Source organism: Streptacidiphilus sp. PB12-B1b, from assembly GCF_014084125.1.
GTDB lineage: Bacteria > Actinomycetota > Actinomycetes > Streptomycetales > Streptomycetaceae > Streptacidiphilus.
On record NZ_CP048405.1, the window covers coordinates 5,635,941 to 5,652,610 of the forward strand.

The window sequence follows — 16,670 nt, forward strand, 5'->3', positions numbered from 1 at the left end:
CACTGCTTTCCGTCGAAGGGAGCGAATCGTGCCGACGCCCACGCCCACGCCGACAGCCGACGTCCATGGCGCCTATCCGCCGCTGACGGACGACCAGATCGCGATCCTGAGATCCTGCGGACAGGTACGGCCGGTCCGCGAAGGGGAACAGCTCTTCCGGGCGGGCGAACCCAGCGAGGAGTTCTTCGTCGTCCTCAGCGGCACGGTGGCCGTGGTCGAAGGCCACGGCGACCACGAGCAGGTCGTCCAGTTGCACGGTCCGCACAGCTTCCTCGGCGAACTCGGCGTACTGGAGGGCCAGACCGCCTTCCTCAGCGCGGTGGTGAGAACACCTGGCGAGGTTCTGGCGGTGGGTTCGGCCGCCCTGCGCGACCTGCTCAGCGGCGAACCCGCGCTCGGCGACGTGATCGTGCGGGCCTACCTGCTGCGCCGTACGATGCTGGCCGGCGCGGGCACGGGCTTCCGCATCATCGGCTCCGCCTTCTCCCCCGACACCCGCCGGCTGCTGGAGTTCGCCGCCCGCAACCGCCTCCCGCACCGCTGGGCCGACCTGGAGAAGGACACCGAGGCGGAGGCGCTGCTCACGCGTCTTGGCATCGCTCCGGAGGACACCCCGATCGTCGTCTGGCACGACTACCGGGTGCTGCGCAATCCCTCCGACGTCGAACTCGCCCAGGTGATCGGGCTGCGGACCGAGACCGTCGCGCGGACCGTCTGCGAACTGCTGGTGGTCGGCGCCGGGCCCGGGGGCCTGGCCGCAGCGGTGTACGGAGCCTCCGAGGGGCTCTCCACCGTCGTCCTGGACGCGGTGGCGACCGGCGGCCAGGCCGGTACGTCGTCCCGGATCGAGAACTACCTCGGTTTCCCCGCGGGGATCTCCGGCATGGAGCTCGCCGAACGCGCCGTCGTGCAGGCCACCCGGTTCGGCGCCCGTATCGCCGTCCCCGCCGAGGCCGCCGGACTCGAACAGCGCGACGGGACCAACGTGGTGCGGTTCGCCGACGGCAGCACTGTCACCGCCGGCAACGTGGTGGTGGCCACCGGCGCCCGCTACCGGCGGCTCGCCGTCCGCGGCGTCGAGCGGTTCGAAGGGCTGGGGATCCACTACGCCGCCACCCTCTGGGAGGCACGGACCTGCCGTCTTGACACGGTCGCCGTCGTCGGCGGCGGCAACTCCGCCGGCCAGGCAGCACTGTTCATGGCGCGCGAGTCGCCTGCCGTACATCTGCTGGTCCGCGGCGGAGACCTGGGCCACAGCATGTCGCGCTATCTGATCGACCGGATCGAGCGGCACCCGCGGATCCACGTCCGGCTGCACACCGAGGTCCGGGAGGTCGTCGGCGAGGACCGGGTCGAATCCCTCGTCGTCGAGGACAACCGCACTCGCGAGCAGGGGGTGCTGGCGGCCCGTGCCCTGTTCGTCTTCATCGGCGCGCGCCCCGCCACCTCCTGGCTCGCCGACGCCGTCACCCTGGACCGGCGCGGCTTCATTCCGACCGGGCAGGACGTGGCCCGGGCAACAGCGGACCTCTGGAAACCCCTGGCCCGTACCCCGCTCGCCCTGGAGACCAGTCTGCCGGGAGTCTTCGCCGTCGGCGACGTCCGCAGCGGCTCGGTCAAGCGGGTGGCCTCCGCAGTCGGCGAGGGCGCTATGGCCGTCCGCTTGGTGCACGAGCACCTCGGGGAGGTGGGACCACCCGCCATCCGGTGACCTCAGCCCATCCACCAACGCGAGAAGGGAAATGAGATGCCTGTCATGGGAGTTACCAAGTTCGAGCGCTTCTTCCGCGCAGCCGCCGGCCTCGACGTCAACAAGAATGACCTCAAGCGCTACAACGACTTCGTGGACGCCAAGCTCTACGACCTCTTCCTCATCGGCACGGCCCATGCCAAGGCCAACGACCGGGACATCATCGAGCCACAGGACCTCCCGGTCACGAAAGGCCTGCAGGAGAGCATCCACGCCTTCCAGAAGCTGGAGGAGAGCATCGAACTGCGCCCCCTGCTCGACCAGCTCGCCGCCCGCCCCGACCTCGGCATGGACGCCACCGAGGACACCCGGCAGCGGCTGCCCGACCTGGCCGGCGGCCTCAGCGTCGCCCTCGCCCGCGCCGTCCACGCCCTCGCCGGCGACACCCGCCGCCCCTCCGCGGACCAGTGGGACGAGGCTTTCGAACTCTTCGACCTGCTGATCTGATCCACCGGTCGACGCTGGGAAGAGAGCATCCAGCCGAGCTGATCCGCGCCTGCGCGGCGATGCTGCCCTCGGCGGTGGACCGCGTCCATCGGGTCGCGGCTGGGCCGACGCCTCAAGCGTGTTCCTCCGTGGCGTGGGAGTCGGTGAGGGTGGGGGCGCCGGCTGCCGCGATCGCACCGACGACGACCGCCAGGACGGCGTAGGCGATCCGCTCGCCGTGGAAGAAGGACTGCACCGGGGCGTCGCTCCAGGTGCCTGCGGGCAGCCGGGTGGTGACCAGCAGGGCGATCATGGTGCCGGTCACGGCGGTGCCGACGCTGGTGCCGACCTCCTGGGCGGTGTCGTTGAGTGCGGTGCCCATCGACGTGCGGTTCTCCGGCATCGCACCGACGAGCGCGATGGCGCAGATCGTCATCACGGTGCGCAGACCGATGGTCATCACCACCATGCAGACCGCGATGACGAGGCACCCGTGGCGGACGCCCCAGGCGAGACCGGCCAGCGAGCCGCCCAGGCAGGCGGCGCCCACCAGGCAGGCGATGCGGTGGCCGAACCTTTTTGTGAGCCACTCGGACAGCGGGGTCGCCGCGATCATGGTCATGATGACCCAGCGCATGGAGGTCTCGGGCGAGCCATTCGTACGCGAGATTGGTCGCCGGGCGGTGGCCGCCGAGCGGCAGGATCCCGTCCTCCAGCATGGGGAGGTGGTAGGCCGTGGGTGACTCGGGCGGGCCGGCGGTCGGCCTGTGCCAGTGGGCCCTTGGCCTGGATGGGTCTCGGTTCGCAACTCGATTGTGGGCGTTGTACCTTGTGGCTGGTTCGGGATCGGGTACCACGCGAAGTTCAAGCGGCCGGGGTGCCCGTCCTCGCCGTCCGGCGGCTGGGTGATCGTGCCGCGGATCTCTACGGGGAGGATGCTGTACAGGCCCAGGGCGGATCCGAATGCGGGGAAGTTCGTCTGGACCAGGTCCAGGTACCCGGTGACGGCGACCGTAAGGGTTAGGGCCATCAGTTCCTCGGCGCGTGGGTGTGAGTATCCCTGTGACATCCGCCGGTTTCGCAGCGTCGGCTGGTCCGGGGACGGCCAGGGGCGTGGGAGGGCCGTGCCCCCGAAGCGTTGGAGCTGCGCGTCCAGCCAGAGTACGTCGGCCGAGTTGATGCTGTGTCTGCCCTTGTGCCAGGTGGATGACACCTCGACATTCGACGTTTTCGCAGGTGCGATGGGATGCGCCTGATCGGCCGGGTTACGGCGGTTGCGGGCTGATCGCCCAGGACTCCAGCACGACGCTCAGCGGCGGAGGGCAGCGTCCAACAGGCGAGTCAGTTCGCCGATGCGTCTGCCGCCGGCCGGTGCCACCGGATAGCGCTTGAGCACGTCGACGAGCGCCGGGGTCGCGTGGCCCGGCCCTTGCCGATTACCTCATCCATGCAGGTGGGATGGCCCTTCGATGTCGAGTGCAGGGGTGCTCAAGTAGGCGCCGTCGCACGGTGGCGGCAAGTGCGGCATGATGATCGGTCGTGCTGCTGAAACTGGCGTACCTGGGCATGACGAACACGTTCGCGCTGGATCAAGGACTACAACGAACGAAGACTCCACTCCGCCACCGGCTTCCAAACACCGACGGCAGCACGAACCGCTTGGCAAGATCGAATGGCCATGGCCGCATAGCCGCAGGGGTTGAAAACCGTGTCGACTCCAACGCAACGCGCACGGCCGTCCCAGTGCAACCCACCATACTGCTGGAGCCCGGCATTCAGGCGACTTTGACGGCATGCGGGCCGATGCTGACCGTGACGTCGACGTGGCCGCCGAGCGCGGCTGCATAGGCGCGCAAAGTCTCCAATTCCATGGCTTCGATGTCGCCGTGCTCAATCTGGGAGATCCGCGACTGCGAAACTCCCACGAGTGCGGCGACCTCAGCCTGGGTCTTGCCCACCAGCTTGCGCAGCTCCGCCAAGTGGAAGCCGGCCACCTGCGCATCAAGCTGGGCATCCGCCCGTGCCCGCAGCTGCGGATCGGCCAGTTCCGGATGACGCCGGTGCGCCTCCGCCTTCACATCCTGCCAACGCCGTGCCGGACTCATCGCCTCTCCTCCTTCACCTGCTGATCCCGTTCGGCCTTCTTCTCGTCCCGATAGGCCGTGTAGCGCTGCTCCGCCAGCGCCATCGCCTCCGGATACCACCGCGACCAACGCCCGGCCTTGTCGCCCGCCACCAGGAAGACCGCCTCCCGATCCGGGTCGAACACGAACAACAGCCGCAACTCACTACGACCGCGCGAACCGGGCCTCAGCTCCTTCAGCTTGGGCAAGCTGCTTCCGGCCAGCGTGTCGACCAACGGCCGACCCAGCGCCGGTCCCACCTCGGACAGGCGGTCCAGAGCACGCTCTACCAGCACCGCCGTCTCCGGTTCAGACTCACACAGCCCCAGGAACCACAGCTCTACCGGCTCCAGAAGCACGATCTCCTACGACACGCCTACCAATATAACCCACAGCTCATATCAGGACCAGGCCACCACCAAAATTCACCCAACCAGCCGCACTCCCCCTCACACGCCTCACGTCCGAACGTCCGCACCGACGTCACCGACAGGACAGCTCCATCTCCCACCCGGGCCGACCCAAGGAGACCCCCACGCGCGATGACCTGCACGGACGGCACATCCGACAGGAACAAAGCCGCCCTATACCTGCAGCGATGAACATATGAGCCCTACAGCACCGCTGGCCCTCTTCGCGCCCGCGCCCCCGCGAGGCTGGGCGCGGGGGCCACCGGGCGGGTGCGGTCAGGCAGCCAGGGCCTGTCCAGTCAACGGTGTAACTCGTTGGTGTGAGTTAGCGGCGGCCGATGGAGAGTCGGCCGTCGAAGGCGATGTCGAAGGCCTGCAGTGCGGGCTTCCATCGCATGGTCCAGCGTTTGCGGCCCTGCCCGGTGGGGTCCAGGCTCATGACGGCCATGTAGACGCACTTCAGCGCGGCGGCCTCGTTGGGGAAGTGCCCGCGGGCGCGGACGGCCTTGCGGATGCGCGCGTTGACGCTTTCGATCGCGTTGGTCGTGCAGACGATCCGACGGATCTCGACGTCGAACTGGAGGAACGGAACGAACTCGGCCCAGGCGTTCTCCCAAAGCCGCACGATCGCCGGGTACTTGTCGTCCCATTCCTCCTGGAACTCCAGGAACCGGTCCTCGGCGGCCTGCGCGGTCGGCGCGGTGTAGACGGGCTTGAGCGAGCGGGAGATCTTGTCCCAGTCCTGGCGTCCCGCGTAGCGGAACGAGGCCCGCAGAAGGTGAACGACGCAGGTCTGCGTCACTGCCTGGGGCCAGACGGTGCCGATCGCGTCGGGCAGGCCCTTGAGTCCGTCGCAGACGACCATGCAGACGTCCTGGACGCCGCGGTTCTTGATCTCGGTCAGCACCTGGAGCCAGTACTTGGCACCTTCGCCGCCGTCGCCGGCCCACAGGCCGAGGATGTCGCGGGTGCCCTCGACGGTCACGGCCAGAGCCACGTAGATCGGCCGGTTGGCCACCTGGCCGTCGCGGACTTTCACGTGAATGCAGTCAATGAAGATCACCGGGTAGACCGGGTCCAAGGGCCGGTTCTGCCACTCGGCCATGCCGTCCATGACCTTGTCGGTGATGGTCGAGATGGTCTGCTTGGACACACTCGCGCCGTAGACCTCGGCCAGGTGGGCGGATATGTCACCGTGCGTCAGACCCCGCGCGGACAGCGACAGTACCATCTCATCGATGCCGGTCAGCCGGCGCTGGCGCTTCTTGACGATCTGCGGCTCGAAGCTGCCATCACGGTCCCGCGGAACGGTGATCTCCACCGGACCGACATCTGTCAGCACGGTCTTCGAGCGGACACCGTTGCGGCTGTTGCCGCTGCCCGAACCGGCCGGATCGTGCTTCTCGTAGCCGAGGTGATCGGTGATCTCGCCCTCCAGCGCGGACTCCAGCACCCGCTTGGTCAGCTGCTGCAGCAGCCCTCCCTCACCGGTCAGCTGGAGCCCGCCCGCGCGGGCCCGGTCCACCAGCTGGCTGATCAACTGCTCGTCCAGCACGTCCGCCGGCGACTCGACCGAACGGACCTCTTCAACCGCCTCAACCTTGGCAGTCACGTCGCTCATCAGTGCTACTTCCATGATCGGGAGTTACACCGAAGACCGTACAGACCCGGCAGCCACGCCCAGCGGGAGCCAGTAGATGGAGATCTGGGGCTCGTACTCCTGGCCGGCGGACGTGATCTCCACCTTGTAGGTCTGGTTCGCCTTGACGGGGATGGGCGTGGACCAGGCTCCGTAGAAGTTCCTGATCGAGATCCCCGGGCAGGAGACGTTGGCCGTCATGGAACCCACCGTCACCGTCGCCACGGTGAACCGGTAGAGCCGCTCGTCCGTTGACGGGTTCAAGTTCGCGTAGGTGTTGCTTGCCAGGCGGACCAGCAGAAACCCGTCGGTGGTGGGCTGCCCGGTCTTGCTGTACGTGCTCACCGCCGTCGTGCTGGACTGGATCGTCGTCATCGTGCCGAGGGCCTTGACGTTCGCACCGGTGACATCGAGCGCGCCGGACACCCCCAAGCCGGCCTTCGCATCCAGCTTCGCGCCGGAAACCTCCAGGCCCGCCTTCGCGTTCAGCTTTCCGCCCGACACGTCGAGCCCCGCCTTCGCGTCCAGCTTCCCGGCGGACACGTCCAATCCCGCCTTGGCATCCAGTTTCCCGCCGGAGACGTCGAGCCCCGCCTTCGCGTCCAGCTTTCCGCCCGAGACGTCCAGACCCGCCTTCGCGTCCAGTTTCCCGCCCGACACGTCGACCCCCGCCTTCGCGTCCAGCTTGCCACCGACGGTGAGGGTGTTCCTGGCCATGACGTCTCCTTCGAAGGTGGTGGGGCCGAACGCGGTGACGCTGTGGTCCGTGCTGTCGGCGGTGAAGGTGGCGGGGACGGTGATGCTGTTGCTGGCGGTGAGGGTTTTCGCCCTGATGTCGGCGTCTTTGACGGTGACCGTGGTGGACAGGTAGTGGTGCACGGGTTCGCCGTCGGGGCCGGTGGTGCGGGCGTCGAGGACGAAGGTGGTGGTGTCGGTGAGGCCGCTGACCGGGTGGCTCTGGCCGGTGACCAGCTCTTCGTCGAACGGTCCCCCGGACAGGTAGTACGCGGTGTCGTTCTCGCTGCCCTCCCAGCGCAGGATCACCGTGCCCGCGTCCCCGGTGGTGTTGGTGACCTGGGGCTTCTCGCAGGAGAAGCTGCGGAAGAAGAAGAAGAAGTCGTCGAGGGACTTGGTGACGTTGGGCATGGCGATGTCCTGTTCGGTCCAGTCGTCGTCGTTGTCGAAGTCCGGGTCGTCGTCTGTGGTGACCTGGGCGGTTACGGTGAACGCGACCTCGCCCGGGGTGCGGCTCACCGAGATGCGTTGGAGGGTGAGCGTGAAGTACGACTCGTCCTCGAAGCTGAACCATTTGTCGCCGCGCCCGCTCTTGGTGCAGGTGAACGTCGTGTGGTCGTCGGCCTCAAGGGTGTCGATGGCCCAGCTCCCGGTGCTGGTCTCGTACTCGGTCTGGATGCCGGGGTTGCTGGTCAGGTCGTCGTGGGCGGTACCCACCGGGACGGTGACGGTGATCCACCGGCACTTCACCTCGGGCTGCGCCGGCGGTTTAGTGAAGAAGAGGTCGATGTCGCCCAGCTTGGCCTTGCTGGCCGTGGAGACCGCCAGCGGCAAAGGCAGCGTGGTGGGGGCGACCTGGAGCAGTACGTCGGAGGTGGTGGTTCGGGTCAGGGACATCGGGAGCCTCGCAGTTCCGGGGGTGTGGGTCTTCCTGCTGGGGTGCGGGGAGGCCGGATGACCAGGGGCTCAGGTGACGGTCACGGCGCCTTTGAACTCGGCGTCGCGGATCCAGGTCTGCTTGTCTTCGGACCGTGCGCGGAAGGTGTCGCCCTCGTCGTCGGCGAGGGCGAGTTCGCTGGACGCGGTGACGCTCCTGGCTTGGATGTCCGGGTCTTCGACGGTGACGGTGGTGGACAGGTAGTGGTGGATGGTTCGGCCGCTGACCTGGGGCTGCGCGTGCAGCACGAAGGTGGTGGTGTGGTGCAGTTCGTGGGTGTCGAAGCAGGTGACGTTGTGCAGGTCGACGGAGTCGGCGTCGCCTCCGTCGTCCCAGGACAGGGTGTACCTGGTGCCCGGGCTGCCGTTCCAGTGCAGGGTGGTGGCGTGGCCGTTCTCGACCCGGGGGGTCTGGCAGGAGAAGGTCGCGAAGACGAAGTCGGTGCTGTCCTTCGCGATGGGGTCCAGGGTGAGCGGCTGGTCCTCGGCCGTGGCGGTGCTCGCGGTGACGGCGAGCTGGGCGAGGCCGGCCGCGCTGTTGACCGGGATGTCGGCGAGGATGAGCTTGAACCAGCGGTCGTCGTCGAACACCGCTGCTCCGCCGGGCGGGGTGCACATGAACTTGACCGCGGTCGGCGCGTCCAGGGTCGCGGTCTTGTTGATCAGGAACTGCCGCACCACCGTGGTGGGCTCCGGTGCGTCCCGTGGCACGAGCATGCGCAGGTAGCGGACCCGGAGCGGGCTGTCGAAGGCGACGTGCAGGGAGAAGGTGTTGTCGTAGTAGCCCTGGCCGACGTCGACGAACCGGGCGCCGTCGGTGGAGGCTTGCAGGTAGAACGGGGGCATCCGGAGGTAGCCGGTGTCGACCGTTCCGGTGACGATGTCGATGGTGCTGATGTTCTGGGTCGAACCGTAGTCGACGGTCAGTGAGGTGTCCGCGAGGATACGGCCGCTGGTCTGGTAGTAGCGCGAGTCGTCGGGGTCGAAGATGTTCTCGACGCCGTTACCCGGCGTGCTGGGCCAGGCCTCGGTGGGCGTGGCGGCCGGCGGATCGCGCCGGATGTCCCACTGGGCGCCGGTGCTGTCCTTGGGGTAGTCGTCGATCTGGTCGGCGCTGTCGGTGGCGTCCGCGACGAGGTCCTCGGGCAGTTCGCCGATGGGGAGGCTGACGGTGATCCCGGTGCAGGTCACCTCGGGGGCGCCGGCGGGTTTGCGGAAGGTGAGGAACAGGCTGCCGGGCTTGTCAGCGACCAGCAGCGGGGGTGTGGTCTGGCTGGTGACCTGGAGCGGGGCGGTGGATTCGGTGGCGCGGTGCACGGGGCCTCCGGGGCGGGTGGCCGCTGCGGGCGGCGGGGAGGGTTGGCGCGGGGTTCAGTTCTGCTGTGCGGGGGCCGGGCTGATGGTCACGGTCACGGTGGCTTCGCCGGAGGTGAAGCCGTACGCGCCGGACTCGCTGCGGGTCTCGTCGCTGATCTTCAGTTCGACGTCCCCGGACCGTGTGGTCAGCGGGATCGCGTCGAGGATCAGGACGAGGCCGGCGCTGCCGTCGAAGCGGGCCTCGTGTCGGCGGTTGGAGGGGCGGAAGGTGAAGACGGCGCTGCCGGGGTCCGCGAAGTTCCTTTCGATGTACCAGGTGCCCGGTCCGCTGTAGCCGGTGTTGATGCGTTCGGGGTAGTGGGTCAGCGCGGCGCCGGACGGGTCGGTGGGCACGGTGAGGGTGATGCTGCGGCAGGTGGCCGGGGACCGGCTGTCGGGGTTGCCGGCGGTGATTTCCAGGCGTCCTTGCCGCGCGTGGTCGGCGGTGGCCGGCAGCAGGCCTTCGGGGGTGGTGGTCAGGGTGTACCTGAGGTTGGCGGTGGCGGCGGGCTCGGTCACGTGTGCGCTCCTGGGCGGTGGCGCGTCCGGGCCGGAGTCTGCGGTTCGTCCTGCGCGGCGGCGGTCGCGGGTTCGAGTTGCAGGTAGCCGGCCCGGGCGGTGGGGATGTCGTCGTCAGGGTGGGTGAGCTGGTCCGCGGGGACCAGCGGGCGGGTGTCCCAGTCCAGCAGTGCGGTGTCGCCGGCCACGGGTTGTGCCCAGGACCAGGTGCCATAGCGGGCGGAGAGCGGCGGCAGCACCAGGGAGGCGTCGTCGGGGGTGCAGGTGACGTGGAAGTTCCGCACCACGGTGGTGGTGTCGCTGTTGGCGGTGAAGTACAGGCGCAGGTAGCGGGCGTTGAGCGGCCGCGGGCCGGGGCCGGCCGGGTGCCAGCTGAGGTCCTGGTCGTTTGCGCCGGCGCTGGCCAGGTCGGTCCAGTCCGTGGCGTCGGCGGATGCCTGGAGTTTCTTGGCGGGGGCGGTGCGTGCCTTGGGGATCTCGCCCAGTTGCACGTGGACGTGGCTGACCTCCCGCTCGGCCCCCAGGTCCACCTGGACCCAGTCCCCGGCCCTGACCTTCGGGGGCAGGCCGTCAGCGGTCTGGTACCAGGTGTCGTCCCTGCCGTCCAGGATCCGGTCGACTGGTCCGGCCTGCGGGGTGTTGCCGCCGTGGCCGGGGATACTGCTGGTGGCCGTGCGGTTGCTGCGGGTGGTGGCGAGGACGGGGTTGAGCCGGAACGAGGCGCGGATGTTGGCGAGGGCGTGGTGGACGAGGTCCGCGTCCAGCCGCAACTGCTGGACCGGCAGGATGCCGGTGGTGGCGTGCACGGGCAGGTGCGGGTGGGCCAGCAGGGTGAGGTGGCGGACGGTGGGCCGGGTGGCGGGCCGGGCGGCCAGCGCGAGGTCGTCGCCGTTGCCGATGGGCTGGACGTATCCGGTGGAGGTGGTGGGCGTTGCGGGGTCCACGGCGTGCAGCCGGCGGTAGTCGACGGGCCGGTCGGGGTCGGCCGCGAAGTAGCCGACCAGGCCGTCGTCCAGGTCGTGCGGGTCGCCGAGCCGGATCGCCCAGGTGTAGTCGGTGTAGTCCGGGTCTGTGTAGTCCGGGTCGAGCGGGTCGAGGATCCTGATCCAGGACGGGTCGGCCAGTGGCGGGCCCTGGAGTTGCAGTGCCAGGTCGGCGCGGATCAGGGCGACCGGTCGGCCGATGAGCCGGCTCGGCAGCTGGTCGTCGCTGGGCACCGGGTCCACGATGCTGCTCAGGCTCCTGTCGATGGTGGCCGTCAGGTCCTCGAAGGCGTCCGCGTCGTGCGCCAGGAGGTCCTGGAGGAACTCGGCGAGGTCGGGGTGGTCCTCGGTGAACCGGGGGTCCTCGTTGCCGGTGTAGGCGGAGTGCGGCAGCGGGGTGAAGGTGGTCCGCGGGCCCGCGGTGGTCGTGGTGACCCGCAGCTCGCCCAGGGCCAGGCCGTCGGGTGCGTAGACGGCCAGGGTCTGGTCCAGGTAGTTGACCAGCAGCCAGCCGGTGACCGGCGTGGCCGAGGTGCGGACGGTGGCGCCGTTCTGCGGGGTGAAGGCCAGGCGGGTGTCCTGGAGCAGCCGCGGCGGCAGCTGGACGAAGCGCTCGGGGTTGACCGGCCTGTCGTACAGCTCCCGGTTGGGCGTCACCGACCTGGCGAGGACCGGGTACTGGTCGTGCGAGGTGCCGCCGTCGCCCGAGGTGACGATGTCCAGGACCCGGCCGAAGCGGTCCACGATGCGCAGGTCGGTGAAAGCGAACTGGCCGGCCCGCACGGGTGCGAAGCGCTGGTTCCTGGCGACCGCGGCGCCGTCGGGGACGTGGTTCTGGTCTCCGGCGAGGCTCGCGACGGCGGCTTCGGTGGCTACCTGGGCGCCGCCGTCCAGTTGCAGCAGCCAGTCGTTGAAGCCGTCCAGGCTCTGCGACAGGACGTCCAGGCCCTCGAACTCCTCGCGCAGTTCGCCCAGTGCGGCGACGTCCGCGCTTGGGTAGGTGGCCAGGTAGCGGGCCAGTTGCGCGCGGGCGACGAACGCGGTGGTGGGGGCGAGAAAGGCGCGGCCGACGAACATCCGGCTCAGCCGGTCGCCCTCGCTCTCGGTGTCCGCCTCGGGTGCGCCGGTGCCGTTCCAGGTGTAGCTGTAGGCGTCCGCTGTCCCGTCCGGCGGGGCCTGGAAGGTCCAGTGGTAGTCGTCGTCTCCCGTGCGGTAGGGGGTGGGGAAGTAGTTGAGCTTCCATTGCAGGAGCATCGGCAGCCACGGCTGGCGCCAGGGGGCCGTGTACTCGGCCAGGGCCCCGCGCGCGTGGGTGAGCGGGGCCGACGTGATCGCCCACAGGGCGCTGTTCCCGGTGCTGTCCGTGGTGGTGGCGGCCTGTTCCAGCAGGGCGAACTCGGCCAGCAGCCGGGCGCAGGGGTCCGGCAGGTCGGCGGTGCCCGGGTCCGGCGGGTTCCCGGGCGGCCTGGTCCACTGGTCGCCGATGCGGACCTGGCTGAGCAGGGTGGCGGTGGTGCGGCAGGGCAGCGGGTTGTCCTCGTCGCGGGTCAGCGGCCTGGGGGTGCCGGCGCTTCCTTCGATGAGCAGGACCGGGTCGGCGGGTTTGTAGAAGCTGTCGCCGGGGGTGCGGGTGAGCTGGAGGTGCGCGGGCAGGCCGTGGGCGGCGGCGAAGGCGTCGATGGCGTCCTGGGGGTCAAAGTCTTCGGCGGGGTCGTCGGGGTCGGGCCTGGTCTGCGGGAGTTTCTCGCGCAGCGCTTCGGCGCGGTCGCGTTGCGCCCGCACGGTGGCGGCCAGGCCGGTGCTGTTGGCGGGGTCGAGTTCCCGGGCGGCGTCCGTGTCGAAGTCCGGGTCCAGGGTCGGCGGGCGCAGGGCCGTGGGCAGGTTCTTCAGCCAGTACAGGGCCCACAGCCGCCACCGCTGGTCGGCCAGGACCGGCAGGACGGCGTCGTATGCGGCCTGGTCGGTGTTCAGCTGCGCCAGCCAGGCCGGGGTGAGCTCCTCGGCGCTGCGGGCGGGGGTGTCACCGGTGGCGGCGCCGGGGCGGGCCTGGATGTGCCAGCCCGCGCCGCTCTCGCTGCCGGAGAACCAGCTGTGCCGGGTGGTCTCGTCCAGGTCCTGGCTACCCTGGGCTCCGTCGAAGGTGTCCAGGGTGCCGTGGTAGAGGGCGCTGAACAGCTGCGCGGTGTCCGCGGAGCGGGTCTGCCGGCCGACCAGGGCGGCGGCGGCTTCGCCGGTGCTGTGGCCGAGGGCGACCTTGAGCGGGTCCCGGGTGGGCCGGTCGTCCCTGGGCGCGTCGCCCTTGTGTTCCCACACCAGGCCCAGTGCGGTCCCGCTGAACAGGCAGCGCTCGGCGTCGGGGGCGACGGCGGTGGCGGTGTAGCCGAGGTTGCGGATGACCGTGGGGGCCTGCGCGGCGGCTGTCGTCTGGAGGCGCAGGTAGCGGGCGGTGACGGGTTCCGCGGCAGTGTCCGGCATCGGCCAGGTGACCTGTTCGTCGTCGGCCGCGGCGGTGGCCAGGTCGGTCCAGGTGCTGCCGTCGGCGGACGCCTGTAGCTTCTTCGCCGGTGGCCGCTGCTCGCCGCCGCGGCCTGTGCCGAACGTCGCGGTGACGGTGGTGACCCGGTGCAGGGCACCGAGGTCGACGGTGACGTGGTCGGCGGCGGTGGGGGCGGCGGCGGTCTCGAACCAGGTGTCGTCGCTGCCGTCCAGGATCGCCTCGACCGGGCCGCAGTGTCCCGGGGTGCTGTCGCCGTGTCCGGGGATGGTGCAGGTGGCGGTGGGAATCGGCGAGGCCGGGGCCCAGCCGAGGGCGGCGATGACGTCGGCGGGCGAGCCGTCGCTGCCTTCGGGCAGCAGTCCGGGGATGCCGGCGGCGGTGCGCAGGATGTCCTTGGCCGGGTCGCTGTACCAGCCCACCACCAGGTAGCTGAGCGTCGCGTCTAGGTACACGCCGCCCTGCTTGAGGTCGGTGAGCTTGTCGTGCATCGAGAACACGGTCTCGTGGTAGGGCTCGTAGGCGGCGAAGGTCGGCAGTCCGGCGCCGACGGCCGTCAGGAACAGCTCCTGCGCGTTGGCGGGTTCGCGCCACGGGCCGCGCGAGAGCGGGTAGAGGCCGCCGATCCAGTCCTCTTCGGGCGTGTCCGCACGCGGGTTCAGGAAGCTGTTGTCGGCCGGGAACTCCGTTCCGGGGGCCTCGTCGCCGGCGCTCTCGGTGCAGTCGCTCTGCACGATCCAGCCCACCGGTGGCCGGTGCTCGCCGTCCACCTGGGCGTAGCGCACGACCAGCCAGCGGTTGGGCACCAGCGGGAACCTGGTCTCCCCCTCGGCCTCGTCGAGGAATCCGTTGGTCAGCGCCTCCGGCAGCTGCCAGTGGACGTGGACCCCCTCGAAGGCGGCGGTGACCGCCTTGGCCTCCTGGAAGGGTTCGGGTTCGGCCGCGGCCCTCGCGGTGTTCGTGCCCAGCATGCGCCGGAAGCTGGGCTGGGCCCGGTAGAAGGGGTCGTCCTTGCGGACGGTCTCGTTGACGAGCAGGGCGTGGATCTCGACGGGCACGATCAGCTCGGTGTCGCTCACGGTCGGCTCCTAGACGGTCTCGGGCTGGAGGATCTGCTCCAGGGGGGCGTTGACCAGTTCCAGGGCGAACTGGGCGGGGGTCAGGTCCTGGAGGCCGAAGGCTCCGGCGAGGGCGGGGACCAGGCCGGCCGGACCGCGCAGGTCCAGCACGTCGGGGTCGCGGCCGCCCTGGCCGGGGCGCAGGTGGCCGGCGAAGATGTCCCGGGTGCCCGGGGCGGGGAACTCCTCGTTGCTGGGGTAGCCGAGCTGGCTGCCGGTCAGGTGGCGCAGGCTGATCCGGTTCTGGTCGTTGATGCCGAAGTGGATGCCCTGGCCCGGCTCGCGGATGCTGAGACGGTCCGGGACGCCGTCCCAGAGCACCAGCAGCACGGTGGGGGCCAGGTGGTCGCGGCGCAGTTCGCCGACGGGCTGTCCGGCCCGGGTGGCCAGGATGTCGAAGTCGGGCCAGGCGGCCACCAGTTCCGAGTTCATCAGCATTCCGGCGGCCGGCTGGTGGTCGGCCAGGGTACGGGTGGCGCCGGCGACGAGCAGCGGGTCGAGCACGCGGTCGGCCGAGGTGTGGGCGCCCACGTCGGTGGCGCCCTGGACCAGTGCCCGGATCCAGGCCGGGTCGACCCGGAACGCCCGCAGGCTCTCGGCGGGCAGCATCCGCGGGTCGGGCACCAGGTGGTTGAAGGGCACGCCGCGCAGCAGGCCGAGGCGCTCCAGCCACTGCGACATGGTGGGCGTGCTTTCCTCGGCGAGGACGGCCAGCAGCCGGCGGGCGCGGTCGTCGCCGAGCAGGTCGCGGGTGCTGGGCCGGACGCTGCGGATCGCCGGCGGCGGCGGGTCCTCGGCCCGCAGGTCTTCCTTGAGGGCCCGGACCAGGCCGCGGAACCCGTGGCCGGCCACGGTGCGCAGCGCGTTGGTGGCCGGGAGCGCCTCGGGATCGGCCAGGGCGCGCATGGGGTCGGCGGCCAGGGCGGCGAGGGTGGCGGCGCGGTTGGACAGTTCGCGGCGCGCGGCGGTCGCCTCGCCGGTGTAGTCGGGGTCGGCCAGGGCCAGGGTCCGGCCCAGGGTCCAGGCGGCGGCGTAGGAGACGTCGAACAGGCCGTGCTGGGGGTCGTAGATGAGGGCGTGGTCGGCGGTGGTGTGCGGGCCGGTGGGCGGTCCGGTGGGGACTTCGGGCGCGGTCAGCGGGGTGAACGGGCCGCGGTACCAGGCGTAGGTGTCCTCTCCGGACAAGGTGCGGAAGGGCACGGCGGTGTAGCCGTGGTGCAGTTGCCGGGCGGCGTACTGCGCCTCGGAGCCCGCCGACTGGGGGGCTGCCTGTCCGGCGGGGGCCGGGTTCAGCCGCAGCGCGAGGTCTTCCGGGTCGGTGCGGCTGGGGGCGGCCAGGTTCCGCAGCAGCGCGGCCGGGTTCAGCGAGCCGTCGGGGTCGTTGGTGAACGACCAGGACCACAGGCTGCACAGGCGTACCCGCCGGGTGTTCTCCGGCAGGCCGCCGGGGCCCAGGCGGCCCTGGTAGCCCTCCAGCGAGACCAGGTGCACCCCGTAGCTGCCGGGGGTGCGCGGGAAGCGGTTCGCGGCCAGAACCGCGAACTGGCCCTCGGTCAGGATCTCGCCGTTGTCCCGGCGCTGCGCCGCGGTGCCCACGTCGCGCATGTGGGCGAGGTAGAACATCTCGTCCTCGCGGGGTACGACGGCGGTGAAGACGGCGGCGGGCACGTCGATGGTGCGGCATTCGCCGGTGTCGTCGATCGCAAGGTCCTCGTCGCCGTCGTACAGCACCGGGCCGATGGTGCCGGTTTCCGCCGGGGAGCGCAGTTCGCCGACGGTGCGGGTGGTGAACTGCCCCAAGGCGGCCGGGTCGTCGTCGACCTCACCGGCAGCGAACACCAGCAGCGCCAGCCACGGCTGGAGCGCCTCCTGGCGGGTGCCCAGCAGTTTGCGCTCCCACGGCAGGACGGCCCGGTTGAAGGTGATGTGCGGCAGGACCTGGGTGTAGCGGCCGGCGGCGCCGGCGGAGGGGAAAACGGCCTGGACGGACGAGGGGTCGAGGGTGAACTGCGCGGCGTGGATCTGGTAGCGGTCCACGACGACGGGCAGGGGTTCGCCGTCGTCGACGGGTACGCCGTCGACGGTCAGTTCCTGCTCGACGGTGATGGTGTAGACGCCGGCGACCGCGTGCGGCTGGAGGCGGTCGTAGAAGGTGACGTCCAGGTCGGGGGCGGTGGTCAC

General features: G+C 70.4%; 10 protein-coding genes and 1 pseudogene. 2 read left to right on the forward strand and 9 right to left on the reverse strand.

Annotation, left to right across the window (positions count from 1 at the left end; translation table 11 throughout):
* The first annotated feature begins 28 nt into the window (after positions 1–28).
* Positions 29–1,711, forward strand: a complete 1,683-nt coding sequence (locus GXW83_RS24390) for an FAD-dependent oxidoreductase (protein WP_225447224.1) — start codon at positions 29–31, stop codon at positions 1,709–1,711.
* Positions 1,712–1,756: 45 nt separating this feature from the next.
* Positions 1,757–2,197, forward strand: coding sequence for a DUF1931 family protein (locus tag GXW83_RS24395; RefSeq protein WP_225447225.1), 441 nt, complete (start codon positions 1,757–1,759; stop codon positions 2,195–2,197).
* 112 nt (positions 2,198–2,309) lie between these two features.
* On the opposite strand, the pseudogene GXW83_RS24400 reads toward GXW83_RS24395, so the two are convergent.
* The 9 genes and pseudogenes from GXW83_RS24400 to GXW83_RS24440 all read right to left on the reverse strand — a co-directional run.
* Positions 2,310–2,804 (reverse strand): annotated as a pseudogene (locus GXW83_RS24400) (tetracycline resistance MFS efflux pump); the annotation flags it as partial.
* Between the two features lie 1,147 nt (positions 2,805–3,951).
* Positions 3,952–4,281, reverse strand: coding sequence for a helix-turn-helix transcriptional regulator (locus GXW83_RS24405; protein ID WP_182445207.1), 330 nt, complete (start codon positions 4,279–4,281; stop codon positions 3,952–3,954).
* Positions 4,278–4,658, reverse strand: a complete 381-nt coding sequence (locus tag GXW83_RS24410; protein ID WP_370466761.1) for a type II toxin-antitoxin system RelE/ParE family toxin — start codon at positions 4,656–4,658, stop codon at positions 4,278–4,280. Before GXW83_RS24410 ends, GXW83_RS24405 begins: the two co-directional genes overlap by 4 nt.
* Positions 4,659–5,034: 376 nt before the next feature.
* Positions 5,035–6,321 (reverse strand): IS256 family transposase, encoded by a 1,287-nt coding sequence (locus tag GXW83_RS24415; RefSeq protein WP_370466893.1) that lies wholly within the window; start codon positions 6,319–6,321, stop codon positions 5,035–5,037.
* Between the two features lie 33 nt (positions 6,322–6,354).
* Positions 6,355–7,980: a hypothetical protein gene (locus GXW83_RS24420; protein WP_182445209.1), complete on the reverse strand. Its 1,626-nt coding sequence runs from the start codon at positions 7,978–7,980 to the stop codon at positions 6,355–6,357.
* 69 nt (positions 7,981–8,049) lie between these two features.
* Positions 8,050–9,336 carry a discoidin domain-containing protein gene (locus tag GXW83_RS24425; RefSeq protein ID WP_182445210.1) on the reverse strand — a complete coding sequence of 429 codons (1,287 nt, stop codon included), beginning with the start codon at positions 9,334–9,336 and terminating at the stop codon, positions 8,050–8,052.
* Between the two features lie 54 nt (positions 9,337–9,390).
* Complete coding sequence (locus GXW83_RS24430) at positions 9,391–9,894, reverse strand: hypothetical protein (RefSeq protein ID WP_182445212.1); 504 nt, start codon at positions 9,892–9,894, stop codon at positions 9,391–9,393.
* The gene (locus GXW83_RS24435; RefSeq protein WP_182445213.1) at positions 9,891–14,450 is read right to left on the reverse strand and encodes a discoidin domain-containing protein; all 4,560 of its coding nucleotides are present in this window, start codon (positions 14,448–14,450) and stop codon (positions 9,891–9,893) included. The genes GXW83_RS24430 and GXW83_RS24435 overlap by 4 nt, the downstream gene beginning before the upstream one ends.
* A 9-nt stretch (positions 14,451–14,459) precedes the next feature.
* A complete protein-coding gene (locus GXW83_RS24440) occupies positions 14,460–16,670 on the reverse strand; it encodes a hypothetical protein (protein ID WP_182445215.1) in 2,211 nt (736 codons plus the stop codon).

Bases quoted from the DNA above. Each gene is read 5' to 3' on its own strand.
- GXW83_RS24405 (WP_182445207.1), bottom strand. From the start codon at position 4,281: ATGAGTCCGGCACGGCGTTGGCAGGATGTGAAGGCGGAGGCGCACCGG.
- GXW83_RS24395 (WP_225447225.1), top strand. From the start codon at position 1,757: ATGGGAGTTACCAAGTTCGAGCGCTTCTTCCGCGCAGCCGCCGGCCTC.
- GXW83_RS24420 (WP_182445209.1), bottom strand. From the start codon at position 7,980: ATGTCCCTGACCCGAACCACCACCTCCGACGTACTGCTCCAGGTCGCC.